This window comes from Shewanella sp. KJ2020 (assembly GCF_024197625.1).
Taxonomy (GTDB): domain Bacteria; phylum Pseudomonadota; class Gammaproteobacteria; order Enterobacterales; family Shewanellaceae; genus Shewanella.
The window spans coordinates 332,011-357,653 of record NZ_JAKUKD010000032.1 but is presented as its reverse complement, the minus strand read 5'-3'; the positions used below and the strand labels follow the sequence as shown (position 1 = coordinate 357,653).

Annotated in this window: 20 protein-coding genes and 2 pseudogenes; 5 read left to right on the top strand and 17 right to left on the bottom strand. The window is 47.8% G+C overall.

Annotation, left to right across the window (positions count from 1 at the left end):
- The 10 genes from MJO46_RS19560 to fabB all read right to left on the bottom strand — a co-directional run.
- Window positions 1-85, bottom strand: an 85-nt coding sequence (locus tag MJO46_RS19560) for a valyl-tRNA synthetase (RefSeq protein WP_242325992.1), incomplete at its 3' end; no start/stop codon positions are given.
- A 141-nt stretch (window positions 86-226) separates the two neighbouring features.
- Complete coding sequence (gene purF, locus MJO46_RS19555; protein ID WP_253990746.1) at window positions 227-1,741, bottom strand: amidophosphoribosyltransferase; 1,515 nt, start codon at window positions 1,739-1,741, stop codon at window positions 227-229.
- Between the two features lie 57 nt (window positions 1,742-1,798).
- Window positions 1,799-2,287 (bottom strand): CvpA family protein, encoded by a 489-nt coding sequence (locus tag MJO46_RS19550; protein WP_198780390.1) that lies wholly within the window; start codon window positions 2,285-2,287, stop codon window positions 1,799-1,801.
- Between the two features lie 113 nt (window positions 2,288-2,400).
- On the bottom strand, window positions 2,401-3,207 hold the full coding sequence (locus MJO46_RS19545; protein ID WP_253990745.1) for an SPOR domain-containing protein: 807 nt from the start codon (window positions 3,205-3,207) through the stop codon (window positions 2,401-2,403).
- Window positions 3,200-4,471, bottom strand: a complete 1,272-nt coding sequence (gene folC / locus MJO46_RS19540; RefSeq protein ID WP_253990744.1) for a bifunctional tetrahydrofolate synthase/dihydrofolate synthase — start codon at window positions 4,469-4,471, stop codon at window positions 3,200-3,202. Before folC ends, MJO46_RS19545 begins: the two co-directional genes overlap by 8 nt.
- A gap of 68 nt (window positions 4,472-4,539) precedes the next feature.
- Entirely contained in the window at window positions 4,540-5,325 is a 786-nt protein-coding gene (truA, locus tag MJO46_RS19535) for a tRNA pseudouridine(38-40) synthase TruA (RefSeq protein ID WP_253990743.1), read from the bottom strand.
- A gap of 100 nt (window positions 5,326-5,425) precedes the next feature.
- Entirely contained in the window at window positions 5,426-8,560 is a 3,135-nt protein-coding gene (locus MJO46_RS19530; protein WP_253990742.1) for a FimV/HubP family polar landmark protein, read from the bottom strand.
- A gap of 178 nt (window positions 8,561-8,738) precedes the next feature.
- A complete protein-coding gene (locus MJO46_RS19525) occupies window positions 8,739-9,755 on the bottom strand; it encodes an aspartate-semialdehyde dehydrogenase (RefSeq protein ID WP_198780395.1) in 1,017 nt (338 codons plus the stop codon).
- Window positions 9,756-9,757: 2 nt separating this feature from the next.
- A complete protein-coding gene (locus MJO46_RS19520; protein ID WP_253990741.1) occupies window positions 9,758-10,888 on the bottom strand; it encodes a 4-phosphoerythronate dehydrogenase in 1,131 nt (376 codons plus the stop codon).
- Window positions 10,889-11,049: 161 nt separating this feature from the next.
- Window positions 11,050-12,261 carry a beta-ketoacyl-ACP synthase I gene (gene fabB, locus MJO46_RS19515; RefSeq protein ID WP_253990740.1) on the bottom strand — a complete coding sequence of 404 codons (1,212 nt, stop codon included), beginning with the start codon at window positions 12,259-12,261 and terminating at the stop codon, window positions 11,050-11,052.
- A 137-nt stretch (window positions 12,262-12,398) separates the two neighbouring features.
- Between fabB and mnmC the strand changes: the two genes are divergently transcribed.
- A complete protein-coding gene (mnmC, locus tag MJO46_RS19510; RefSeq protein WP_253990739.1) occupies window positions 12,399-14,456 on the top strand; it encodes an FAD-dependent 5-carboxymethylaminomethyl-2-thiouridine(34) oxidoreductase MnmC in 2,058 nt (685 codons plus the stop codon).
- On the opposite strand, the gene MJO46_RS19505 is transcribed toward mnmC, so the two are convergent.
- The 6 genes from MJO46_RS19505 to prmB all read right to left on the bottom strand — a co-directional run bounded on the left by MJO46_RS19505 (window position 14,437) and on the right by prmB (window position 20,008).
- The gene (locus MJO46_RS19505; RefSeq protein WP_253990738.1) at window positions 14,437-15,036 is read right to left on the bottom strand and encodes an RNA methyltransferase; all 600 of its coding nucleotides are present in this window, start codon (window positions 15,034-15,036) and stop codon (window positions 14,437-14,439) included. The genes mnmC and MJO46_RS19505 overlap by 20 nt on opposite strands.
- Window positions 15,037-15,041: 5 nt before the next feature.
- The gene (locus MJO46_RS19500) at window positions 15,042-15,326 is read right to left on the bottom strand and encodes a YfcL family protein (RefSeq protein ID WP_253990737.1); all 285 of its coding nucleotides are present in this window, start codon (window positions 15,324-15,326) and stop codon (window positions 15,042-15,044) included.
- Window positions 15,327-15,343: 17 nt separating this feature from the next.
- Entirely contained in the window at window positions 15,344-16,510 is a 1,167-nt protein-coding gene (locus MJO46_RS19495) for an ATP-NAD kinase family protein (protein ID WP_253990736.1), read from the bottom strand.
- A gap of 92 nt (window positions 16,511-16,602) precedes the next feature.
- Entirely contained in the window at window positions 16,603-17,778 is a 1,176-nt protein-coding gene (locus MJO46_RS19490) for an MFS transporter (RefSeq protein WP_253990735.1), read from the bottom strand.
- Window positions 17,779-17,844: 66 nt separating this feature from the next.
- Complete coding sequence (aroC, locus tag MJO46_RS19485; RefSeq protein ID WP_253990734.1) at window positions 17,845-18,939, bottom strand: chorismate synthase; 1,095 nt, start codon at window positions 18,937-18,939, stop codon at window positions 17,845-17,847.
- Between the two features lie 124 nt (window positions 18,940-19,063).
- Window positions 19,064-20,008, bottom strand: coding sequence for a 50S ribosomal protein L3 N(5)-glutamine methyltransferase (gene prmB / locus MJO46_RS19480; RefSeq protein WP_253990733.1), 945 nt, complete (start codon window positions 20,006-20,008; stop codon window positions 19,064-19,066).
- A gap of 82 nt (window positions 20,009-20,090) precedes the next feature.
- Between prmB and smrB the strand changes: the two genes are divergently transcribed.
- Window positions 20,091-20,621, top strand: coding sequence for an endonuclease SmrB (gene smrB / locus MJO46_RS19475; protein ID WP_253990732.1), 531 nt, complete (start codon window positions 20,091-20,093; stop codon window positions 20,619-20,621).
- A 128-nt stretch (window positions 20,622-20,749) separates the two neighbouring features.
- Here the strand turns inward: smrB and sixA are convergent, their stop codons facing one another.
- Entirely contained in the window at window positions 20,750-21,220 is a 471-nt protein-coding gene (sixA, locus tag MJO46_RS19470) for a phosphohistidine phosphatase SixA (protein ID WP_253990731.1), read from the bottom strand.
- Between the two features lie 169 nt (window positions 21,221-21,389).
- Between sixA and MJO46_RS19465 the strand changes: the two are divergent.
- From MJO46_RS19465 to MJO46_RS19455, 3 genes and pseudogenes are all read left to right on the top strand, one after another.
- A pseudogene (locus MJO46_RS19465) lies at window positions 21,390-22,616 on the top strand (insulinase family protein); the annotation flags it as partial.
- Window positions 22,617-22,694: 78 nt separating this feature from the next.
- Window positions 22,695-23,729, top strand: coding sequence for an IS110 family transposase (locus tag MJO46_RS19460; RefSeq protein WP_253988375.1), 1,035 nt, complete (start codon window positions 22,695-22,697; stop codon window positions 23,727-23,729).
- Window positions 23,730-23,984: 255 nt separating this feature from the next.
- A pseudogene (locus tag MJO46_RS19455) lies at window positions 23,985-25,619 on the top strand (insulinase family protein); the annotation flags it as partial.
- Window positions 25,620-25,643: the final 24 nt, after the last annotated feature.

The window sequence follows — 25,643 nt, the reverse complement described above, 5'->3', positions numbered from 1 at the left end:
CAACACGCTCTACAACGCCTAATTTAAAGGCTAAGGTGTAATCTCGTTGTGTGCGCTTACGGCTTGAGTTAATTGATGTTGTCATAAAGAAGTCCTCTTTATGTCAACGTATTTCAGGACGGGACATGTCAAATAGAAAAGCCAGTGATTTCTCACTGGCTTTTTTATTTATCCTGAAGATACGAGTTTCAGCATCTTCAGATTGTTTGGGTTATACCCTAAACCATTATGGATGGCAGACGTTATGCAGTTCTAGGTTAGTGCCTATATCTTTGTTACGGTCTGCTTTGGCATCGTCATTACGCAATTGGGTTAAATGATCCAAATACGCTTGATCTACGTCATTAGTGATGTAATGACCATCGAATACTGAGGTTTCGAAACGTTTAATCTCTGGGTTTTCCATTCTAACCGCTTCAATTAAATCGGTTAAATCTTGGAATATAATGCCATCGGCACCAATCAACTTGGCAATTTCATCAGCATCACGGCCATGGGCAATAAGCTCGTTCGACGTTGGCATATCGATACCATACACGTTCGGGAAACGAATTTCCGGCGCGGCAGAGGCAAAATACACTTTCTTAGCCCCCGCTTCACGGGCCATTTCGATGATTTGCTCAGACGTGGTACCGCGAACGATAGAGTCATCCACCAGCAAGACATTTTTGCCTTTGAATTCAGTGTTAATCGCATTCAACTTACGACGCACTGACTTCTTACGTTCCTGTTGACCCGGCATGATAAAAGTACGGCCAATATAACGGTTTTTCACAAAACCTTGGCGGTACGGTAAGTCCATGCAACGGGCAATTTCCAGCGCGATATCACAAGAAGTTTCAGGAATAGGGATAACCACGTCGATATCGTGATCGTACCATTCTTTCTTAATCTTCTCGCCAAGCTTAGCGCCCATGTTGACGCGACTTGCATATACAGACACTTTGTCGATCGTCGAATCTGGACGGGCAAAATACACGAATTCGAAGATACAAGGTGCATAGCTTGGTTCTGCAGCACATTGACGGGTATATAGCTGACCATCAATTGACACATAAATCGCTTCACCCGGCGCCACATCACGCATCACTTCAAAGCCAACGGCATCGAGTGCCACGCTTTCAGAAGCGACCATATATTCAGTGCCAGTAGCGGTTTCGTGCTTACCCAATACTAAGGGGCGAATACCGAATGGGTCACGGAACGCGACTAAGCCTTGGCCGATGATCATCGCCACTACGGCGTAGGCGCCGCGCGCTTGTTGGTGTACGTTCGCGACCGCATCGAACACTTCTTCCGACGTCAGGGTCAAACTCGTGGTTTTTTGCAGTTCGTCGGCGAGCAGGTTTAACAACACTTCAGAATCCGAAGTGGTATTCACATGACGACGTTTCTTAATCAAACCTTCTGCCAACTCGACTGTGTTGGTTAAGTTACCGTTGTGGGCTAATGAGATCCCAAATGGCGAGTTAACATAGAAAGGCTGCGCCTCTGACGCGCTTGAACTGCCCGCAGTTGGATAACGCACATGGCCAATACCCGCATTGCCCTGAAGACGTTGCATATGTTTGACTTCAAATACGTCTTTTACCAGACCGTTAGCTTTACGTAGTCTGAAAGCACCACGATCAACGGTCACAATACCCGCCGCATCCTGACCTCTGTGCTGGAGCACAGTCAGTGCATCATAAATGGTCTGATTAACCGATGATTGGCCAACTATTCCGACGATACCACACATGGGTAAGCTTCCTCATTGTAAGATGTTCTATCACTTAGGATTATTTAATTTTCTTTCTTATAGTTTGGGTACAAAGCTGGAGGTATTTTCCAAATAGTTAAAAAACCATTGAATAACAACGCCAAATTCGGGCACTAATACAGAATCCTTCCACCACTGAGCGTTGGGGGAACCCGTAAAAGCATCCATAAAAAACAGCAGAGCACTGACAATGAGCGCCCCTCTAACCGCACCGAAGCACAGACCTAGGAGTCTATCTGTGCCTGATAATCCAGTTTTAACAACAAGTTGCCCTAGTATGTAATTTACCAAGGCACCGAGTATTAAGGTGGTAATGAAAAGAATGGCAATGGAAACCCCATTGCGCAACATCTCGTCGTTCATCTGCGTTAAGTGAACGGCAAGATCTTGATAAAATTGGCTGGCAACAAAGAAAGCCGCAAACCATACCACTAACGACATGGCTTCTTTGGCAAATCCGCGGATCAGACTGATGAGAGTCGATAATCCGATGACGAATATGATAGCGTAATCAATCCAAACCATTGAGATGGCTTTCCGACATAGGCTTTAAGACGGCGCGATTCTACCAGAGACTGAAATGATTCTCACCCCTAGAGAGGTAAATAAATTATTTCAGTCTCGGGTTTGTATCGCCATTAAGATTCCAACGGGTTAAAGGGGACAATCCTGCCCTTAAGGTGCGTAAGGCGTTCAATATCCTCCTGCATCTTCTTCAACTTGGCTTCAGAGACATCGGGACCGACGAAGACTTTAGTCAACACGCCATCCTTAGGATTGTCTGGAATTGTGTACGCTTTAAAACCATTTTTACGCAGCTGTGCCACTAAGGCTTTAACGTTCGCGGCATTACTAAAAGCGCCTAATTGCAGTGTCAGCCCCGGCTTTAGTGACTCACGGCTAACGACTTTCACTTCATCTTTGCTCGGCTTTTCAACGTCAGCCTTAGGCTTTGCGACTTCAGTCTTCGGCTTTTCCGTTTTTGCCACTGCGGTCGGTTTCACCTCAGGCTTTTTCACTGGCTCGGTTTTGGTGGGAGTCGATTTCGCTGGCTCTTTCTTCGGCTCAGATTTACTTTCAACCTTCGCCGTTTGTGGTTTGCTCGTCTCTTTTACCGGCTCGGGTTTAACCGGCTCAGATTTAACCGAGTCGGCCTTAGGCGGAGTAGATTTTACCGCTTGTGCAAGGGCAGCCTCATCATTGGGTTGAGACTCGGCTAACTCGACTGGCTCCCCAGTCAATTCCCCCACATCCTGCGCCGAGAGGACTTCAAACATATCATCGGCATTTTTCTGCTGTTCGATCAGATTTGGACGTAATGGAATTTCCGCAAACTGCTCTTCTTGATGATCTTTTTTACCATCTAAAATATCTGGCAGAAAAATCACCCCAAGGGCAACCAGCACCACAGTGCCAACTAAACGATTATGAAACTGGCTAGACAAAACTGACATCCTGCTTAAAGAGAGACTTAAATCCTGCCACAGTGTAAAAGGAGCCAAACACAATTACCACATCATCGGGTTGAATTTGCGCTTTTAATGCAGACCAAGCTGCATCTATTTGCTCAAATTCAACGGCATTGGCCTCAGGGGCTAAGGTCTGGTGCAATTGGCTGGCACTGGCGCCGCGTTCACCATGCAAACTCACTAAATACCAAGCGTCGATAAAAGGATCTATGACGGGCAACACCCCCGCAATATCTTTATCCTTTAGCATACCGCAGAGGGCAAAAACCCGTTTACCCGCAACAATCGGCTTGAGCTGCTGGGCTAAGAAACGGGCCGCATGGGGATTATGGGCCACATCGAGTAAGATTAATGGCTGTTCACTGACCCGCTCTAATCGTCCCGTTAACCGAGCCGTGCTAATGCCCTTGGCAATAATCCCAGGCGCAATATCCGGCCAGCCTTGTTCAATCACAGCTAACACTGTCGCCGCATTGGGCAATGGCAAACTTGGCAAAGCTAAATCCCGCAGCTTAAGCACTTGGCCTTGAAAATCCCACAGATTACCATGGACTTGGTAACTGAACTCTTTGCCAACGCGGTACAAGATGGCGCCCACGTCATTAGCGACATCATTAACGGTATGCGGCAAATTGGGCTCACCGACAATGGCGGGACGACCTTGGCGGAAAATACCCGCTTTTTCACGGCCCACAAGTTCACGGGTATTACCTAAATAACTTTCATGGTCTAAGTCCACGGAGGTCACGACGCTGATATCGGCATCGATCATATTGGTGGCGTCGAGTCGCCCACCTAATCCAACTTCCAGGATGATGACATCAAGTTTGGCAGCTTTAAACAGCATTAATCCCGCCAGTGTGGCGTATTCAAAAAAGGTTAAGGAGATATCGCCCCTTGCGGTTTCTATTTGTTCAAAGGCAGCGACCAAGGCGCTATCACTGGCATCATTGCCATTGATACGGACCCGTTCATTGTAATTGAGCATATGTGGCGAGCTATAAACACCCACAGTCAAACCCGATAAACGCAGGATATTTTCTAGCATGGCGCAGGTCGTGCCTTTGCCATTAGTGCCGCCGACAGTCACCACAGTCGCAGGCCTTAAATCTAACAGCCCAAGCCTTTGTGCAACCTTAGAGACCCGCGTGAGCCCCATATCAATTTCACTTGGATGAATAGACAGCAAATATTCCAACCACGGATCTAATGCTGCATTTGCCGTTGGTACTGTTAGCATAGGTTATTTCCTTCCTCGATAACGGGCGATAATCATCTTCAGACGTTGAGCGAATTGGCCCAACGGCATTAATCCAACATAAATAATGGCCCAAGGGCCAACTTAGGCAACTGATATTGTTCTGGATAGGTGACGTCAACCAGATAAAGCCCATGGGGTTTCGCCGTGGCCGCCGCTTGATTTCTATCCTTTAACGCCAATAACTCACCCATCCACGTCAGCGGCTGATTGCCTAAACCGATTTCTAATAATGAACCCACAATATTGCGCACCATATGGTGTAAGAAGGCATTGGCGGCAATGTCGACAATCACGTACATGCCTTGGCGCGTGACATTGACGCTATGGACATTGCGAAACGGCGTTTTTGATTGACACTGCACGGCGCGAAAGCTAGTAAAGTCCTGCTCCCCTAAAAGCGCCTGCGCCGCTTGGTGCATTCTATCGGCGTCGATATCACCGTGGTAATGGCTCACGCCATGGCGCAGAATGCCTGGACGGAAATTATGATTGTAGATCACGTAACGATAGCGTCTGGCCGTAGCCGAAAAGCGGGCATGAAAACTATCATCGACCTCTTTTACCCAGCGCACCGCAATATTATCCGGAAGATTTGCATTCACCCCTAAGGTCCATGCGCCTTCATTTCGAATGGCGTTGGTTTCAAAATGCACTACCTGTCCGGTTGCATGCACGCCCGCATCGGTACGCCCAGCGCAAAATAAACTGATAGGTTCATTGGCGACCACAGATAACGCCCGCTCTAATTGCCCTTGTACTGAATCGACCTCAGCTTGACGTTGCCAACCAAAATAACCACTGCCGTCATATTCAATACCCAATGCAATCCGCATCTCACACCCTCTTTGTTAATTAAGCGGCGCATTTTATCACAGCAGACCATAAAAAAAACGGCGCTTAGAGCGCCGCTGGGGTTAATTCGAATAAATTGGATTAGCCTATCTCTTTGAGCAATCTGGCCGCTTCATCCTGTTGACGCGCATTACCATCCATTTGGACCTCTTTAAGCAAGGCTTTAGCACTGTCACTGTCATCGATTTCGATATAGGCGCGGGCCAGATCCAATTTTGCGTTGACCGAGTTTTCTTCATCATCGACATCGATCATCTCAGCGTCGCCAATCAAGGAACCCACATCGCTCATCTCCACGTCGACGTCAGGATATAAATCAGTCTCTTGGCTATCCTGCTCGGCATCGTTGAGCAATTTGTCGATATCGATAAAACCATGTTCATTTTGGAAACTGGTCAGATCATGATCAGCCACAAATGGCTTAGCCTTGCGAGACTCCTTGGCATCCAATGCGGCTAACGCCTCATCCACCGTCAGAGTGTGATCATCATCGAGGCTAAAACTGTCCTCAGTCGCTAACACATCATCAATATCAAGGTCAGCATTGGCACTAAACGCCGCCAAGACACTGTCGTCACTCAAATCCACATCCGTGCTTAAATCGACATCCGCACTGAAATCGATATCTGTGCTTAAGTCGAGTTCAGTATCGGCAAGTGCACTCGGCTTGACGGCTACGGCATCGACGTTGGCCGGTGCAGGTTCATCAAGAGTGGGAGCAAGCTTAGCCTTTGGTGCTGGAGCAGATGCAAAATCAAGCTCAGTATCCCAATCGAGCACATGGGGATCTTTGCTCTTATTGGCTTTTAAATCATTGAAGAAAGAGGATTCTTTCTCCTTAGCACTCGCAGCTGCCACTGTCGCCGCAGCGGCTGCCGCAGACACGGCTAAACCGTCGATATCAGCATCAGGTTCTGCATCGGCATCAAAACCACTAAATACCGCATCATCTGACGCAACACTCTCTTCATTGATCGTTTGTGCCAGTTCAAAGGTATCATCGCTACCATCTAGGGCGTGGGTCGCTCCAATACCTTTGAGTAAATCGTCTTCATCCGTTGATTTTTCGCTATCCGTCAGCGCCGTTTCTAGGTCGAAATTAAAATCATCGGCATCCGCTTCGCCCTGCTCTGGCACATCAAACTCGGCTAAAAGCGCATCGAGATCATCCCCCGCGGTCGATAACTCTTCGGGCAATGATGCTTCTCGTTCTGCCGCTAGCAGGTGGTCAAGCTCCTCATCCGTTTCGGGTAACTGAGGTTCAAGCTTAGCCTCGGCTTCTGGCACTATCTTTCCTGTCGCGGCCGCTTCAACGTCCTCTGCCACATCTGTGGATTGCACTGCCGAAGTATCAAAAGATGCGAGTAAAGCATCGATATCATCGGTTTCAGTAATGCCAATATCATCGAGTTCAGGATCAAGCTCAGCGGCAATGGCATCCCCTAAATCCGGTTCTGGGGCGGCAGGCTTATCAAAATCCGCAAGCAAAGCATCAATATCATCGGTATCTTCAACACCTAAAGCCGTTAACTCATCGTCAAGCTCGGCGGCAATTTCATCCCCAAGATCGGGCTCAGCTTGTGCCTCTGAGGGCTTATCAAAGTCGGCAAGTAAAGCATCAATATCCAGATTATCTTCAACATCTAGCCCATTGAGCTCGGCATTATCTTCAAGTTCGGCGGCAATCGCTGCGCTCAAATCATCATCGGAAGACACTTGAGTGGCGTAGGTATCCGAGGGCATTTCAATATCAGCAGCGACATCATCGTCAACCCACTCTTCGGCCAAGTTATCCGCCGAGGTGCTCATATCGACTTGGGGCTGTTCGGCGTCATCGTCTGAGCCTAGACCAGCCAGCAAGGCGTCGAGATCCTCCTCAAGAATATTACCCGATTTGATTTTTTCTTCGGCAAAGGCTTCCTCTTGATCGCCCATAGCCTCAGCCCACAAATCATCTAAAGATTGACCTTCTTCCTCTTCAAACTGGGGCTCAGGTGCTACGTTTCCCCCTTGATCGATAAACATGTCCGCTGCCATATCCATTTGATCATGGATATCGACCATGTCCTGCTCGGGTTGAAGAGCGACGCTGCCTGAATCTAATAAGCTATCGATAGAATCCGCATGGTCCGTATCTAAATGCACGGCCATATCATCGAGATCGTCATCATCCATCGCCAGCACAGAGGCGCCTGTCGCCATACCCGCAGCCCCGACCGCCATAGCCGCTTGCTGGGTTTCTAATTCACGTCTTTCTTTATTGCGTTTGCGGCGCAGTGCCCAAAACACTAAAAATAAAACCAATAGAGCTGGGATCACGGCGGCAGCGACTAAGAGCAAAGGGCTCTCCATCAGACTACGCCATAAATCATCGGGCTCTTTGGGCGTTTCAGGCTCTGTGGTAACGGGTGATTGCGCCGCATCGACCTCGGCCTTCAAGGCTTGATTCTGCTGTTTTGTGGCCTGAAGTGTTTCTTCCAACATCGCAATTTGTTGATTTAACTCTTCAACTTTTGCTTTTAGTGCTTCGACATCTGTATTTCTAACCGATAACTGATCTTGGGTTCGGGCCAATTCATCCGTTAACGATAAATTTTTGCGCTCGGCGGCCTCAAGGCGCGCATTGACATCCGAACTCAACATCTTAGGTTCTGCCTTGGAGGCAATTGGTGTTGGTTCAGTTTTCGCAACTGGCGTTTTCACTTCGGTCTGAGGTTTTACCTCTGCGACAACCGGAGCGACAACCGCAGGCTTAGGTGCTTTAACTGCGGGTTTTGTGGTGGCTTTAGTCGTCGCTTTTGCCCCGCTACGCGCCTGTTTATCATCGCGCTCAGCCCTCGCTATCGCTAGGCTATTGGGAATTGCCAACATCACTTCTTTTGACGGAATGAGTAAAATCATTCCACGCTCGAGGCTATTGTAATTGTCAGAGTTAAAGGCATGTGGGTTGGCCTCGAACACCGCGGCCATCACTTGGTAGACACTCACACTGGCATCGGGGCGCACTTTTTGCGCTATGCTCCAAAAAGTATCTTTTGAGGTGGTTGGGCCATATTGATGGTTTACTTGACGGATCTGTCCATCTGGCCCCATGATTTTCAAGGGTTTAACTTTAGGTGTATCGGCTGCAACGGCGGGATCGATAAAATAAGTCGTGGAGGAAACGGCTAAAACGGTGGCCATCAGGCCCACAAGATACGAAGTGCGAAATTTCATCAATCCTTCCCTTTGAAGCGCTATAAAGTTATCTCGCTGATAACAGGCTTTAGGCAATTGTATTTATTGAGATTACTATAAACCAGAAATCTCTGCCCTGCTACTGTTCACAAGTGTAAAACAAAAAAAGCCTGCTGGCTGCAGGCTTTTTCAATGGGCAGAGAATACACCTTAAGACTTAGTAGTAATCTCTCACTAAAATCTCGGCAATTTGCACACTGTTTAACGCTGCGCCCTTACGAATATTGTCCGACACGACCCACAGATTAATTCCATGGGAATGGGAAATATCCTTACGCACTCGACCAACATAAACAGGATCGGTTCCTGCCGCGTGGGTCACTGCGGTTGGGTAATCCTCATCGGATTCAAACAATACCACTCCTTCGGCTTGACGCAGTAAAGCTTTAATATCTTCTGCATCGACGGGTTGGCGAGTTTCAATATGCACGGCTTCCGAATGCCCATAGAACACAGGCACACGCACAGCTGTCGCATTGACGAGAATATCATCATCACCGAAAATTTTCTGGGTTTCCCAGACCATTTTCATTTCTTCTTTGGTATAGCCGTTATCCATAAATTTATCGATTTGTGGCAATACGTTAAAGGCAATTTGCTTAGGATAAACTTCGGCTTCGGCCGGTAAACCTTGTAGCAGTTTAGTGCACTGATGCGCTAACTCTTCAATGGCTTTTTTCCCCGTACCAGAGACAGACTGGTAGGTCGCGACGTTAATACGGCTGATACCATAGGCATCATAAATAGGCTTAAGCGCCACCAGCATTTGAATCGTTGAGCAATTTGGATTCGCAATGATATTGCGATTACGAAAATCCGCGATGGCATGGGGGTTGACTTCGGGTACGACCAAAGGAATATCGATGTCGTATCTAAAGTGAGAGGTGTTATCGATGACAACACAACCCGCCTCAGCGGCAATCGGCGCCCACTTAGCAGAAACATCACCACCGGCGGAGAAGAAACCAATTTGGGCTTGGGTCCAATCGAAGGTCTCTACGTCGAGAATGGTAATTTGTTTGCCATGGAAGCTGACCGTTTCACCGGCGCTGCGGCTACTGGCTAAAGGGTACAAATTGGCAACCGGGAAATTACGCTCTTCGAGGATCTCAATCATAGTTTGACCCACGGCGCCCGATGCACCTAAAACGACAACATTAAATTCCTGTGACATAGCTACTGACCGACTCCTGAAAAACCTAAATTGGACAACCAATCTACCTCAAGTTGGCCGTGATAAGCCAGCGCCAATGCACTAAATTCGCGTCTATGTTGGTGATTTTTTCTCATAGTGTCGAAGCCATTGGCATTTAAAAAGCTATTGCGGAACACTCTATCATCGTCGCGCAAATCATAAACAAAGCGCGCAAGCTGTAATAACGCTTTTTCATTCGGTATGACGGCCAGTTCAACGCCCTTAATATTAAAAGCTGGCAATAATGCTGTGAGGTTTTTCGTGGCCGGAATTTGCAATTGTTGGCAAAGTGCTTGGTAAAGCATAAAAGTGCCGCGCGCCTTACCTTCTAAGCTATAACCTGCAATATGCGGCGTGGCAAATTCAGCCAGAGGCACCAGTTCAGGCATAGGATGTGGCTCGCCCTCCCAGACATCGAGCACTAACTTAAGGTCATCACGTTGCTGCTTCACTTTGATTAATGCCTGATTATCTATCACATCACCACGACAGCAATTAAGTAACCAGGTATTAGGTTTGAGGGACGTTAACCGAGACTCATCGAATAAGTGCAGCGTCTTATGTTCACCTGTGCGCGTGATTGGCACATGTAAACTGATGATATCGGCCTGCGCCATGATAGTGTCTAAACTCACAAAACTACGTGGATCGCCCTCAGCCACCTTGATGGGATCGTTAAGTAACACTTTTACGCCATAGGCTTCGAGGCATTTTGCGGTGGCAGAGCCCGTATTACCCGCACCCACTATGCCAACGACTTTGCCATTAAGTGGCGAATCAAAACGCTCAGCTAGCTCGAGCATGGCGATAAAGGCAAATTCCCCGACCGCAGTCGCATTGCAACCCGGCGCATTAGAAAAGGGAATTTGACGCTCGGTAAGATAGGCTAAATCGACATGATCTGTGCCGATAGTGGCACTGCCAACAAACTTCAGTTGCTGATTAGTGGAAAGCAGCTCAGCGTTCACTTGGGTGACCGAGCGCACTAATAACACATCGGCATCGCGCACTTGCTCTGCGGTTAACGTGCGGCCATTAACAGGAATAATCTCCCCGAGATCGCCAAATAGCGGTTCAACATAGGGCATATTTTCATCGACTAGAATTTTCATGGGCACCCGAACTAATAAAAAGTGGCGAAAGAAGGCATCAAGATGCGCGCTATTCTAACAAGTCAGGATAGATAAATCCCTGCCTATGCAACAGGTTCGCGAAAAACGCCCATAAAAAAGGGAAGCCTAAGCTTCCCTTCTATCGCGTTTGGTCGACAAACTTATTTGTACTTACGCATCACTAAAGTAGCGTTAGTGCCACCAAAGCCGAAGCTGTTACTCATGACTGTATTCAGCTCAGCATCGCGGTATTCGCGCACGATTGGCATATCCTTCGCGGCTTCATCGAGATTATCGATATTGATGCTTGGGGCAATAAAGCTGTTTTCCATCATGATTAAGCTGTAAATCGCTTCATGTACGCCTGCGGCGCCTAAAGCATGACCTGTCATAGACTTAGTCGATGCAATCGGTGGACACTTGTCTTTAAAGACTTCACGTAGCGCTTCTAATTCACGCACGTCGCCCACTGGCGTTGAAGTGCCGTGAGTATTGATGTAATCGATTGGGGTATCGACATCCGCCATCGCCATTTGCATACAACGCACTGCGCCTTCACCCGATGGCGCCACCATGTCATAACCGTCTGAAGACGCGCCATAACCAATCACTTCGGCGTAAATTTTTGCGCCGCGAGCCAGAGCATGTTCTAACTCTTCAACCACTAAAATACCGCCGCCGCCGGAGATCACAAAACCATCACGGTCCGCATCATAGGTGCGAGAGGCCTTTTCTGGCGTAGCATTGTACTTAGTTGACAGTGCGCCCATAGCATCAAAGCCCATGGTCAGCGTCCAATCCACTTCTTCAGCACCACCGGCAAACACCATATCTTGCTTACCCATTTGGATAAGTTCAACGGCGTGACCAATACAGTGGGCGCTGGTTGCACAGGCTGAACTGATAGAGTAGTTCATGCCTTTAATTTTAAATGGCGTGGCTAAACAAGCGCTGGCAGTGCTCGACATGATGCGCGGCACAATATAAGGACCAACACGTTTAACGCCTTTTTCACGTAGTGTGTCGGCAGATTGCACTTGGTTAGACGATGATGCACCGCCTGTACCGACAATCAAACCAACACGGGGATCGGAATACTGCTCTTCAGTCAAGTGAGCATCGTTAATGGCTTCCTGCATCGCAATGTAAGCATAGGCAGCCGCATCGCCCATAAAACGCAAAGCCTTACGATCGATATGCTCAGCTGGGTTTAACTTGATATCGCCCCACACATGACTGCGAAGTTGCATTTCTTCAAATTGAGCGGAATGCGTAATACCACTGCGGCCCGCTTTAAGTGACTCGGTCACTTCTTGCTTGTTATTACCGATACTTGAAACAACACCCATTCCGGTGATCACGACTCTTTTCATTTTATTGCTATCCATTGTGTACATGTCAGTACCTACTTTTGCTGCGCCAATAGTATCTGTTTTGGCTCAATTAAGTGGTCAGCTTTCCATAAAGGCAGGTAAAATAATGCCCATTATGAGACCGAGAGTATATTTCTTTGACCGTGCAGCCCGATAAATCTAGCCAAATTAAGCGCGATTACCCGCAATTAATCAACCTTTATCCCGCAGCAGCCCCCGCCAATGAGCACTATCTAAGCAAGTTGAACCATCAACTTCAGGATTGGTGTGTCAGCCAATCCCAGCAAAAATTGCTCGTATTAGGACAAATTGGCCTTGGCAATGGACTCGAACTGCTTTCTGTCATCCATGGGTGGCGAGAAAAACATCACCGCCGCCTGCTTATCAAAGTGTTTGAACCTCATCCCATTAATGCGTACGAACTTAAATCACTTTGGGATCAATCGCAAAGCTTAATTACACGGCCGCATTTGATCCCTATTGCCGAAGCGATCATCCATGCCCAGCCAGCACGCATTGTAGGCTGCCAGAGATTAATCTTTGATGACGCTCAAATAACCTTAGATCTGCATTTTGGCGATATAACAGACCAACTCAGTAACCTGCCCCATTGCTTATCACATCCTATCGAGCACTGGCTGGTCTTGCCCCATATCCAACCAGAGTTAGTTAAGGCTCACCTTTGGCAAATGGCGCGCTTGAGCGCAGACAATGCCAACATTTTAGGTGTTGAGTTAAATGAGCAAACTCAGCAGGCCATCACCGCCTGCGGTTTTGGGCTACAAAATTTAACGCAAACGCCATCGGCTTGTGTCGCAAAGCCATTTATCCCGCCTGCCTCTAGGGATGAAGTGCTACTGCATGAACGTCACGTTCTGCGCCAGAAGATGGATAAGGCCTATGCTTTTAATCCCTTATCTAAGTCCTTGCATAAGTCGATTGCAAAACCAGCGTCTCCCATCGCCATTATTGGTGGTGGGCTCGCCTCGGCTCACTTAGCCCTCTCATTCGCCGAGCGAGGACAAACCTATGAGCTGTTTTGCAAAGACAGCGAGCTAGGGCAAGGCGCTTCTGGCAATCGTCAAGGGGCGATTTATCCACTACTCACTCCAGAAAATGATGAGTTAAGCCGTTTCTTCCAACAGGCTTTTTTATTTAGTCGCCGTCGTGTGCAATCGCTCACAAACTCCCCCTGCGAAAATCAAACACCTATTTCCCATGATTTTTGCGGAGTACTGCAGACAGGGCATGATGATCGCAGCCAACAAAGGCTCGATAAAATAATCCACAGCCAAGCATGGCCAAGGGAAATAGCCTATAGCGTAGATGCCAATGAAGCCAATCGTATCGCCAACATTGGCATTGATAAATCAGGTTTTTTCTATCCACTGGGCGGCTGGGTTTGTCCCTTCGAATATGCCAAAGCCGCGCTACAAAAGGCGCAGCAGCTTACCGATGGCAAACTCCATTTGGAGACTGAGATCCTTGAAATTGAGCATCAAAGTGAGGGGTGGTATTTAATCACCGCGAAACATCGGTTTGGCCCTTTTAGCCAGCTTGTGCTCGCCAATGGCGCAGAGCTCACCCAGTTCGATGCCAGCCATAGATTGCAGATCAGCCCCTTTCGCGGCCAAGTGAGCCATGTGCCCGCCCAGTTTCAACTGAGTCAGCTTGCGACTGTGCTGTGCGCGAATGGTTATCTCACGCCGAGTCACCAAGGACTCCATTGCCTTGGCGCGAGTTACATAAAAGATCCCAAGCATTTAGATTTTTGCCCGCAGGAACAGCAAGAAAACCTCGCCAAAATGCACGAAAGTTATCCTCACCAAGGCTGGCTTGAAGATATCGATATGAGTGGCAACAGTGCCCGGGTTGGCGTGCGAATGGTGACGCGGGATCATTTCCCTATGCTAGGCTGCGCGCCCGATGTATCTAAAATCCTTAAGAATTATCAGCAGCATCAGCTCACAAAAGACAGCGGCCGCTATTGGCAAACCACGCCAGCGCCTGTGCTTGAGGGACTGTTTATTCTTGGCGGATTAGGGTCGCGGGGATTAAGTTCTGGGCCGCTTGCCGCCGAATGCCTTGCCGCTCAGCTGTGCGGTGAACCAATCCCATTGGATTGGCAAACCCTGTGCAAACTCAATCCGAATCGCATGTGGTTACGCAAGTTACTTAAAGGGAAGGCGCTTTAACCCGAGTGCGATTATTGTTATCGCGGCTTTGGCGTATGAGGGCATCGCCACTCTCACGGGCTTGTGAATTGGACGCCCCGCGGTGGGATTTGGCCAATCTATCGTATAACAGCACATTGACTGAGGCGGCCAGATTCATGCAACCGACCGTAGGCACATACACTACCGCATCGGCTTTATCGATAATCTCTTGGCCAATGGTGCCATCTTCGGGACCAAACACATAAAAGGCTTTCGCTGGATGGACAAAATCCGGCAGCGGTGTTGCACCCACCACTAAATCGACACAGATAAGCTGAGTATCCGCAGGAATGGACGCCAACAATGAGTCAACACCGGTGAGCGGAATACGCTCGCCGGCATTTTTAGTATCGGCATTATATTGCAGTGGCCCCGAGCGAGCCGCTAATTCATAACGTCTGCCAGTATAAAATACGCCATCGACACCATAACAACCGGACGCGCGCATAATGCCGCCCACATTGATAGGGGTCTTGGGATTCACTAAGCCAATGTAAACCGCGCTGCTATTCTGCAACGAATCATCCCCTACCTGCGGGGAAAATGCTGAAGTTGGCATTGGATTTAAGCAGTCGCCAACTGACTGACTATTTTGGCGTGCAACTGTGCCCATGCCTGTTCAACCAGAGCATAATCCGCATCGTTTAATTCTTGGCGCGCGAGTGCTAAACAGTCGGTCATTTTTAGCATTAAGGCATCAAGATCGGTTTCACCCTGCGCTTCAAGTTGCGATAACACCACGGCGACATGGCCCTGTAAATAGCCACAGGCAAACAAAGCATCGTCATCACCATGGCTGACTACACTGGCGATCCACTGTTCTAATGCGTCTTCGTAATGCTCTAACATGGGGTCTAACTCTCCATTCATACTGGATTGGTCGACACATCTGCTGCGACCAATAAATCTGGATTGGCCACCTGATACATGACGTAATCATGGTAGCCCGTCGTCACTTTGCAATAGCCGCCAAGCTCGCTATCTAATTTAGGGTCGCCACTATCCACAATTAGTGGTCGTCCATCAAGTGCTTTTAACTTAGTTTTTGTGGCAAGGATAATAATATTGTCTTTTCCGATGCGCCGAATGAGCTCAGGCGACAACTGTTGATTGCCGCGCCCTAAGATATGGCCTTGGCCACCAATTAAGGTAATCACCAACTTAGTTGGCTTATCTTGGGTCAGTTCGAGTAATTGAGCCGCGGTTAAGTCACTGCCAACAAGATTTTTATCTTGAATAAGATCAACACCTAATAGCGTATTATCCAGACCTAACTCTTCCATAACAAAGGCAACCGTACTGCCAGAGCCCATGATGTACAGTTCATCGTCCATTTGGCTGATCACATCGGCGGCGATATCGGCCAGCACAAGTTCATCGACTTCCTTGCCGCCCATCTTCACCGCTTGCACATAACGCGGCTCGGCGGGCACTAAGAGCTCGCCAAAGCGCTTGGCGCGCACTGTACCTTGGCGAAAAGCCACTTCGTCGATATCCATCACATCGGCGGACATTAAACTCACCAATTCGCCATCGAGCAACATCTTGACCACCATGCCAGAGGCATGGGGGGTAATGCCGTAAACGCCGGAATGAATTTTCACCCCAGCAGGCACACCGAGTACGGGGAGTTTATCGTCGATAGTGGCTTGCTCGAACACGGAATAAACATCGCGGGCCGTACCATCCCCCCCAGCAAAAAGCAGTAAATCCAGCGGCTCATCCAGTAGCGCGCGCACCACAGCCTGCGTATCCAGCGCCTGGGTTTTATCAGGGGTTTGATACACCACTCGCGTAGTAAAACCGAGCGTTTTAGCGACATCCTCACCCATCACTCCCGAGGCGGTGATCACTTCAATCTCATCGGCATAATCTTTAATGACTTCAAGGGCCTGCATCATACGCAAAGGGGCTTTGGGTTCAGCGCCTAAGGCAAGCGCCTCTTGTGCAACGCCATCGCTGCCCTTAAGACCGACACTGCCGCCTAAGCCTGCCAATGGGTTAATCACTAATCCTAAACGAAACCGAATCACCCTCTACCTCTCTAAGCTCAACCGGATTGTTGTTATACACTATTGTTTTACACATATTTGTTATACCGCTGCGTTCTAGGCATGACTAGAAATCAGGCAGCTTGAAGATTGGCATCTGGTTTATCCCTAGGAATAAAAAATACCGCCAACATAGCCGCAAATGCACACACGGCGGCGAACACCCAAGACCAAACTGCCCCGCTACCATCGCCCCAAATATAACCGCAAATCCAAGTACCGAGCGCGCCGCCGACGCCAAAACTTAAGCTGGCATACAGGGCTTGGCCTTGGCTTCTATGGCTCGCATCAAAATGCCGGTGCACAAATTGAATCGATGCCGCGTGGGTCAGACCAAAGGTAAAGGCATGTAATACCTGACTTAAGCCCAATAACAATAAGCTATCGACGCCAAAGGCCACTAATAACCAACGCACCACCGTCATAGCAATACTGACAATGAGTAGAGTATTAACGCCATATCGTCCCAGCAAACGCGGCGCAAACATAAACATCACGATTTCGGCCATAGCACCAAGGGCAACAAATATCCCCGCCGAGGATTCCGAGTAACCCGCTTGCTTTAAATATAAGACGAAGAAGCCGTAGAAAGGCCCTGCGCTCATCTGTAGCAACATGGCGGAAATCATGAACCACACGATTGGTTTAGTCCATTTCAGCGGCAACCGCTCCTGCCCTGCGGGACGCACCGCCCGATTGGCGGGCAGCGGCAAAGCGCTAAGCAGCATTCCGGTAAATAACGCCAAACCGATATAAGGTAAAACTTCGGTGCCCCACTGCCCAATTGCAAATCCCGCGCCAACAACAAGGCAGATATAACCTATGCTGCCGAAACTGCGAATTTGACCATAACGACTGGCATTTTCGCCTAAGGTTTCTAAGGTGATCACCTCAAGCTGGGCGAGGATCGCATTCCAAAAGAAAGTGTATAAGGCCAAGCTCAGGGCCATATACACAAAACCACCATGGTAAAAGAAACTTAAATAGGCCAGTGCTGCGGCGAATGCCCCCATCTTAACCAATTCGGCGCGCATGCCGGTGCGATCAGCCACCTTGGCCCACACATTCGGTGCAACGATGCGGGTTGCCATCAGAATAGCGAGTAAAAAACCAATCTCTTGGGGATTAAAACCGCGATTCTCGAAGAAGACCCCAAGATAGGGGATCATAGTGCCGAGAATCGAAAAGAAGAAAAAATAACAGGCACAAAGCCAGCGCAATTGCTGGCTTGTGCTAGAGGAAGTTGACATTAACGCATTCCATTTATCTCATGCCACACATCGAATTCATGATTGTATGCCGCCTATCTTATGCCCTTATCGCATGCCAAGCACAGGCGTGTGGCTACAAACACCTTGATTTTGCGCTCTGTGTCTTAGCAAGTGGTCCATCAGCACAATGGCCAGCATAGCTTCGGCAATCGGCACCGCGCGGATCCCAACACAGGGATCGTGGCGCCCCTTAGTGACGACTTCGGCCATTGCACCCTGCGCTGTCATACTTTGCCCCGGCACACTGATGCTGGAGGTGGGTTTTAGCGCAATATGGGCAATAATCGGCTGACCCGATGAAATCCCACCGAGCACACCGCCCGCATGATTAGATTCAAAGCCTTGCGGCGACATTAAGTCACGACCTTCGGAGCCCTTTTGCGTAACTACGCCAAAACCATCGCCAATTTCTACACCTTTGACGGCATTAATACCCATCAGCGCATGGGCGATATCGGCATCGAGTCTGTCAAATACTGGCTCACCTAAACCGACGGGAACGCCAGTGGCCACAACGGAGATTTTAGCGCCAATGGAATCACCGGACTTTTTCAGCTCACGCATATACTCATCAAGCGCTTCAAGCTTGCTGGCATCGGGGAAGAAAAAGGCATTTTGCTCTATCTGACTAAGATCGATGCTTTCGGCGCAAATGGGCCCGAGCTGGGACATATACCCATAAATCTCAATCCCATGGACCTGCTTTAAATACTTTTTCGCCACTGCACCCGCCGCCACTCGCATCGCGGTTTCACGGGCGGATGAGCGGCCACCACCGCGGTAATCGCGCATACCGTACTTTTGTTGGTAAGTATAATCTGCGTGCCCTGGGCGAAATAAGTCTTTGATATTGGAGTAATCTTGACTGCGTTGATCGGTATTTTCGATCAAGAGTCCAATCGAGGTGCCCGTGGTCTTACCTTCGAAAACGCCGGATAAAATCCGCACTTCGTCGCTCTCACGGCGGGCCGTAGTATAGCGGGATGTCCCTGGCCGGCGGCGGTCTAAATCGTGCTGCATATCGGCTTCAGTCAATTCAAGCCCAGGTGGGCAACCATCAATAATGCAACCGAGTGCAACACCGTGACTCTCACCAAACGTCGTCACTACAAAATTTTGACCAATACTGTTTCCAGACATCCGCTTTATACACCTTAGGTTATTAGTTCATCGCTCCGTGTCCAGCGAGTGCTGGACAATTTATTTTCCCGCTGCAAGCCTAACTGGCAGCGGGAAAAGACTCAACCTAATTTGCTCTCTTAGGCTATTGCGCGTCGCGATAAATAGCGAAGATCGACTGATGTTCGAGCAGTTGGTCACGGGTCAATACAAACACCCCATCACCCCCATTTTCGAAGTTCACCCAAGTAAATGGCACTTCGGAGAATTGCTCCACCAAATGCACCATAGAGTTCCCCACCTCAACCACTAAAATGCCTGTCGGTGTTAAGTACTGGGCAGCATTGGCGAGAATACGTTTAGTCAAATCTAAACCATCGGGCCCAGAGGCTAAGCCAATGGCGGGTTCATGGTGATATTCATCCGGCATGTCACCAATATCTTCGGCATCCACATAGGGTGGATTTGAGACAATCAAATCGTACTGTGGGCCTTCTGGAATGGCCGAGAATAGATCCGATTGCATCGGAAATACGCGGTCCATAACCCCTAAGGTTTCAATGTTGATCTGTGCCACATCTAAGGCATCTTCGCTGATATCCAGCGCGTCCACTTCGGCATCTTCAAATTCGTAGGCGCAGGCAATGGCGATACAACCGCTGCCCGTGCATAAATCTAAAATTCGCGTCACGGGTTTGTTATATAACCAAGGGCTAAAACGATTGGCGATCATTTCAGCAATCGGCGAACGCGGTACTAATACGCGCTCATCGACATAAAACTCAAGCCCAGCGAAACGGGCTTTGTTGGTCAGGTAAGGCACGGGTAAGCGCTCCCTGACACGGCGAATAATCAGTTCAACGATTTTATGTTTTTCGCTACTGGTTAAATTACTGAGGATCACCTGCTGGCCGATTTCTTCGGGTAAGTGTAAGGCATGGAAAACTAAGGCAATAGCTTCATCCCACGCATTGTCAGTCCCATGACCATAGTACAGATTAGCGTCGTTAAAACGGCTTACAGCCCAACGTAACATATCGCCAATAGTGCGTAATTCTGTCACAGCTTCATCTACAAAGATCTTATCCAAAACGTGCTCCCGCTAGTTTGTTCGGCAAACATTGTAACTGAACTCTATTCAGAAACCATAGGATTCAATAGAATACCCGCCCATGAATAAAGACGATGACCAAGAAGGCTTAGCGATGTTCTCAGCGCTTATCGATGGGATAAAACCCATCACTCAAGATAAGCGGCACTTTCGCACGCCCTTAAAAACCAAACAAGAAATAGCACTGAAAGAGCAGCAACTGCATGCTAACAGTTATTTTTCAGATACTTATCAACCACTACTGCCAGTGCAAGGGCCGATGCGTTGGTTAGATGATGGCGTAAATAGCCTAGAGTTAAAACGCCTAAGACGCGGCGATTATCAGCCAGATTTGCTGCTGGATTTACATGGCTATCGCCAATCGGAAGCCAAACTTGAATTAGCAGCGCTGATCCAAGCCTGTGTTAAGCAACAGAGTCTGTGTTGTTGTGTTATGCACGGCTACGGCAGCGGAATTTTGAAGCAACAGGTCCCCATGTGGCTAGTGCAGCATCCTATGGTGAAAGCCTTCCATCAGGCACCTAAAGAATGGGGTGGCGATGCCGCGCTGTTAGTCTTGATTGATATTGGCGAACAACCCCATAGACGCTAACCCACTATCGGTTTTAAACATTAGCACATTAGCGTTTCTAATTTAGAGATTTAGTGAATTAGCGCTTTAGCAAAAAGAAACGGCCCACTTCAAATGGGCCGTTTGGGGTCGTGAAAACCTAAATACTATTAACTGATGCTATGGGGAGCATGCTGCCACACAATTGAAGCTTGCTCGGCATGCTTATCGATAAGCGTAATGCCCGAGGTGGCAAATAACGGTGGCTCGACACCTGCAACTAACTCACTCACTAAATAGCCGAGCAGTGGCATATGGGAAATAATCAGCACTGTATCCGCTTTATACAATTCAGCGTAGGCAACCACTAATGCGGCGACATTGGCGGGATCTCCAGAGGGCACAAGATCGTCCAACACTAACCACTTACGCGGCTCAGGGAAATGCTGGCTCAATTCCTGCCACGTTTGCTGCGCACGTAAGTAAGGGCTCACCAAGACAAGGTCAAAATCACTGATGCTGCGAGCCAGCCAATTACTCATAAATACAGTATGGTGTCTTCCTAAATCGGTGAGAGTTCTGTCCCTATCGGACTGAGCATTAAATCCAGCGTCACCGTGTCGCATCAAAAATAGCTGCATACTTCTCTCGCTACTCACACTTGTTTTTGTTTTATCCCAATTGTAGCCCTAAAATTCATTTCAACAAACCATGTAAGACTTAATCTTTAGTCGATAAACACAAGAGATATTTGCTAAAAACCATTAAGACTATCAATATATAACAAGCTATCGTTATCGGAGTGTCTCATTGCAAGCCTCTCAGTCCATTTATAAAAGTCCAAACGATCACCGCCAGTACCGTTATCTTGTATTAGATAACGCACTAAGAGTGTTATTGGTTGAAGATCAAGATGCAAGTCAAGCGGCTGCATCTATGGCTGTCGGTGTGGGTCATTTCGATGATCCCGTGGATAGACCTGGAATGGCACATTTTTTAGAGCATATGCTCTTCCTTGGTACCGAGAAATTCCCCGATTCTGGCGAGTATCACGCTTTTATTAACCAACATGGCGGCAGCAATAACGCTTGGACGGGCACTGAACACACTAACTTCTTTTTTACGATCAATTCGGACGTGTTTGCCGATTCTTTAGACAGGTTTAGTCAATTTTTTATCGCGCCTAAGTTTGACTTAGAGTTAGTCGATAGGGAGCGGCAAGCCATTGAATCGGAATTTAGTTTAAAGCTGAAGGATGATATACGCCGCACCTATCAAGTACTGAAAGAGACAGTTAATCCACTGCATCCTTTCTCAAAATTTTCAGTCGGTAACTTAGAGACCTTAGGTGGAGAACAGGCACAGGTTCGCAGCGAACTACTCGACTTCTACCAAAGTCATTACAGCGCCAACTTAATGACACTGTGTTTAGTCGCGCCACTTTCCCTAGATGAATTACAGGACTTAGCAAGTCATTACTTTAGCGGGATCCGCAACTTAAACTTAGTAAAAAACTATCCCCAAGTGCCGCTTTTTTCAGAAAAAGAACTGCTCAAACAAGTCGATATAGTTCCACTAAAAGAACAAAAGCGTTTAAACATCAGCTTTAATTTCCCGGGAATTGACCACTACTATAAACGTAAGCCGTTGACTTATATCAGCCATATTTTAGGTAATGAGAGCAAAGGCAGTTTACTTTCCTATCTTAAAGATCAGGGACTAGTGAATAACTTGTCTGCGGGGGGCGGTGTTAACGGCTACAACTTCAAGGATTACAGTATTGGCTTGCAGCTAACCGACAAGGGCCTGGCTAATCTCGATGATATTATTTACAGTTGTTTCGAATATATTGAACTCATCAAAACCCAAGGTTTAGATGAGTGGCGTTATTTAGAGCGCGCTAACCTGCTCAAAATGGCATTTCGTTACCAAGAGCAAGTTAAATCCCTCGATTTAGCCAGCCATCTCAGCATCAATATGCATCACTATGAAGTCGAGGACTTAGTCTTCGGCGATTATCGTATGGATGGGTTAGATGCTGGGATGGTCACCTCGGTCTCGGCATCGCAATGTGCCATGATTTAGGTGCACAAAATCTGACGCGAGGTGACCGATATGAACTATAAACTCATCAGCATTGATTTGGCAAAAACTGTCTTCCAAGTGGCTGCCTTCAATCATGACAATACCATTGCTTTTAATCGTAAAATCAACCGTTCTGCATTGCTCAATACCCTTAGGCAATGTGAACCGACATTAGTGGTGATGGAAGCCTGTTACAGTGCTAATTACTGGGGGCGGGCTATCGAAAAGCTCGGCCATACCGTCAAGCTTATCCCCGCCAGAATGGTAAAAGCCATGCTAGTCGGTAATAAAAATGACGCCAATGATGCGGTTGCCATCGGAGAAACCGCTGGCCGTCCTAAAGTGAGTCTACTTCGTCCAAAAACGGTCGAGCAGCAGGACATTCAATCTTTGCTGCGCATTCGTGAGCGCTTGGTGGAGAATCGTACCGCTAACTGCAATCAACTGCGTGGTTTCCTTGCGGAATACGGCCTGATTATCGCAAAGACTCGCCGCCAGTTGATGTTAGCCATTCCGCTCATTCTTGAAGATGCTGACAACGAGTTATCCACGGTTGCCAGAGGGTTTATTCAACGACTCTATGAGTTTCAGTTGTATTTAAATGAACAAATCGACCAGATTGCACAGGAAATATTAGCCCTTGCCCAAGCGATGCCGCTGTACTCCCTACTGCTAACCATCCCCGGTGTCGGTCCTATCGTGGCATCAACCCTATTAGCCAGCATTAATGAAGTGAATGATTTTAAAAATGGCCGGCAATTAGCAGCATGGCTAGGGCTAACCCCTTCACAGTACAGTAGCGGTACGACAAATCGGCTCGGCAAGATAACCAAGCGCGGCAATCAAACGCTCAGGCGGTTACTTATCCATGGCGCAAGAACCGTGGTGAACTGGTGCGATAAGAAAGACGACTCACTAAGCCTGTGGCTACAACGACTTAAACAACGCCAACACGTTTGCAAAGTGGCGGTCGCCTTGGCGAATAAGATGGCGCGGATGGTGTTTGTGGTGATGAGCCGCGGGCAAGCATTTGATATGGATAAGGCATGTAAAGTTGCGGCGTAATACAGCGTTTTTTGCGTAAATAGACTCAAAATGTAAATAGATAAATGTCCATCAAAGCACAACAGCGGTAATGGTATTAATGAGTTAAACGGTTTGTCTTACCCAAAACCTGATCGGGACAGTGGCCTTCGAGGTCATGTGGATGCCAAGGAGGGTAAGACGTCAATTTGGATCTCATTAGGGCGCAACAGACGCCGGATATATGTCGCAAGACCGCTAATCATTAACGACCGATACCCCGTTGTGAAAGGTAAATTATCGATTAACGTAAATGTAGTTTGAATAAAATGGGACATTGGCCTTGCTAACACCGAGGTGACCATATATGTCCCTGAAACTATTGAACTACTCGAATTAATGACGCCCCAAAACATGCGTCTGCAGCTTATTGCCCAATCGGTGACAACGGATCATATCGCCAGCTGGTATCACACTCCTTACAAAATCCGGCCGATTACACCAGAATCCCTCGAACGATGGCAAGTTAAGCATATTCGCCCCGAGTTACAATTACCGACACCCAACCCCTTTATCGTCGCCGACTCAATTGCTCGCCCCGATAAAAGCGATGTTGACGTACCTGTAATAGTGGCAGAATCAGCGGGATACCGAATTTGGCATAAGAAAGATGATGAATTTAATGTGCCCAAAGGCCATATGTATTTATCGTTGGATTCGGAACAGGCGAGTAAAACCCCAAGACATGCTGCCCTGACCCGCTTATATGTTGAAATGTTGCTCGACTATTTAACAGAACCCACTTATCAAGCCGAGGTTGCGGGGTTAAGCTACAATATTTACCCACACCAAGGCGGGATAACCCTGCATTTATCGGGCTTTACGGGTAATCAAGAAACCCTATTAGCCTTGCTTATCCAAAAAGCAAGGGAACGTAACTTTACCGAAGAGCGCTTTGCCTTAATAAAATCCCAATTACTTCGCAGTTGGCAGAACCTAGCGCAGGCTAAACCCATTTCACAATTATTCACCAGCCTAACGGTGACGCTGCAAAAGCGCAGTTATGAACCTGCGCGCATGGCACAAGAGTTAGAAAACATCACCCTAGAAGATTTGCATAACCACGTGCGTGCTTTCTACGAGAAAATCTATCTTGAAGGATTAGTCTATGGGGACTGGTTAGTCTCCGAAGCCCAAGCACTCGGCAAACGGCTAGAGCATATTTTATCCCTGGTCTCGACACCGAGTGCCGAATCTACCAGAGAATTAGTCAATTTAACGGGTCAAGGAACCCTGCTTAGAGAGCTTGCGATAGATCACCAAGACAGCGCAATTATCGTGTATTACCAATCGGCTACTGCAACGCCAGAAAAAATGGCACTGTTTAGCTTACTTAATCACACTATGTCCTCTACTTTCTTCCATGAGCTGCGTACAGAAAAGCAATTAGGTTACATGGTCGGCACAGGCTATTTGCCACTCAACCGCCATCCTGGACTTATTTTCTATATTCAGTCACCCACAACTGGGCCACTGCATTTATTAGAGGCCATCGACGAGTTTATTGCCGACTTTAACTACGCCGTAATGCAAATTACCAATGAGGAATGGGAAAGTACAAAACTCGGCCTGATAAACCAAGTAATGGAACACGACGCCAACTTAAAGACTCGTAGCCAACGATATTGGGTCAGCGTGGGTAATCGGGATTATCAATTTAACCAAAGAGAATTAGTCGTAGCAGAAATCACTAAGCTCACTCGCCCGGATTTAATCAAATTTATGATGCGTAAAATGCGCACAAAACACAGTGACCGCTTAGTACTATTTAGCACGGGTGAACAACATCGGACACAGACAGCACTAGCCTCAGATAAAATGATCACTGATCTCAAATCGTTCAAACAAAATGCAGACAAGTTTAATTTTTAAGCGTTGAATATAAATAAATGCGCT

Bases quoted from the DNA above. Each gene is read 5' to 3' on its own strand.
- purF (WP_253990746.1), bottom strand. From the start codon at position 1,741: ATGTGTGGTATCGTCGGAATAGTTGGCCAATCATCGGTTAATCAGACC.
- MJO46_RS19550 (WP_198780390.1), bottom strand. From the start codon at position 2,287: ATGGTTTGGATTGATTACGCTATCATATTCGTCATCGGATTATCGACT.
- folC (WP_253990744.1), bottom strand. From the start codon at position 4,471: ATGCTAACAGTACCAACGGCAAATGCAGCATTAGATCCGTGGTTGGAA.
- truA (WP_253990743.1), bottom strand. From the start codon at position 5,325: ATGCGGATTGCATTGGGTATTGAATATGACGGCAGTGGTTATTTTGGT.
- MJO46_RS19530 (WP_253990742.1), bottom strand. From the start codon at position 8,560: ATGAAATTTCGCACTTCGTATCTTGTGGGCCTGATGGCCACCGTTTTA.
- MJO46_RS19525 (WP_198780395.1), bottom strand. From the start codon at position 9,755: ATGTCACAGGAATTTAATGTTGTCGTTTTAGGTGCATCGGGCGCCGTG.
- MJO46_RS19520 (WP_253990741.1), bottom strand. From the start codon at position 10,888: ATGAAAATTCTAGTCGATGAAAATATGCCCTATGTTGAACCGCTATTT.
- fabB (WP_253990740.1), bottom strand. From the start codon at position 12,261: ATGAAAAGAGTCGTGATCACCGGAATGGGTGTTGTTTCAAGTATCGGT.
- MJO46_RS19505 (WP_253990738.1), bottom strand. From the start codon at position 15,036: ATGCCAACTTCAGCATTTTCCCCGCAGGTAGGGGATGATTCGTTGCAG.
- MJO46_RS19500 (WP_253990737.1), bottom strand. From the start codon at position 15,326: ATGTTAGAGCATTACGAAGACGCATTAGAACAGTGGATCGCCAGTGTA.
- MJO46_RS19490 (WP_253990735.1), bottom strand. From the start codon at position 17,778: ATGTCAACTTCCTCTAGCACAAGCCAGCAATTGCGCTGGCTTTGTGCC.
- aroC (WP_253990734.1), bottom strand. From the start codon at position 18,939: ATGTCTGGAAACAGTATTGGTCAAAATTTTGTAGTGACGACGTTTGGT.
- smrB (WP_253990732.1), top strand. From the start codon at position 20,091: ATGAATAAAGACGATGACCAAGAAGGCTTAGCGATGTTCTCAGCGCTT.
- sixA (WP_253990731.1), bottom strand. From the start codon at position 21,220: ATGCAGCTATTTTTGATGCGACACGGTGACGCTGGATTTAATGCTCAG.
- MJO46_RS19460 (WP_253988375.1), top strand. From the start codon at position 22,695: ATGAACTATAAACTCATCAGCATTGATTTGGCAAAAACTGTCTTCCAA.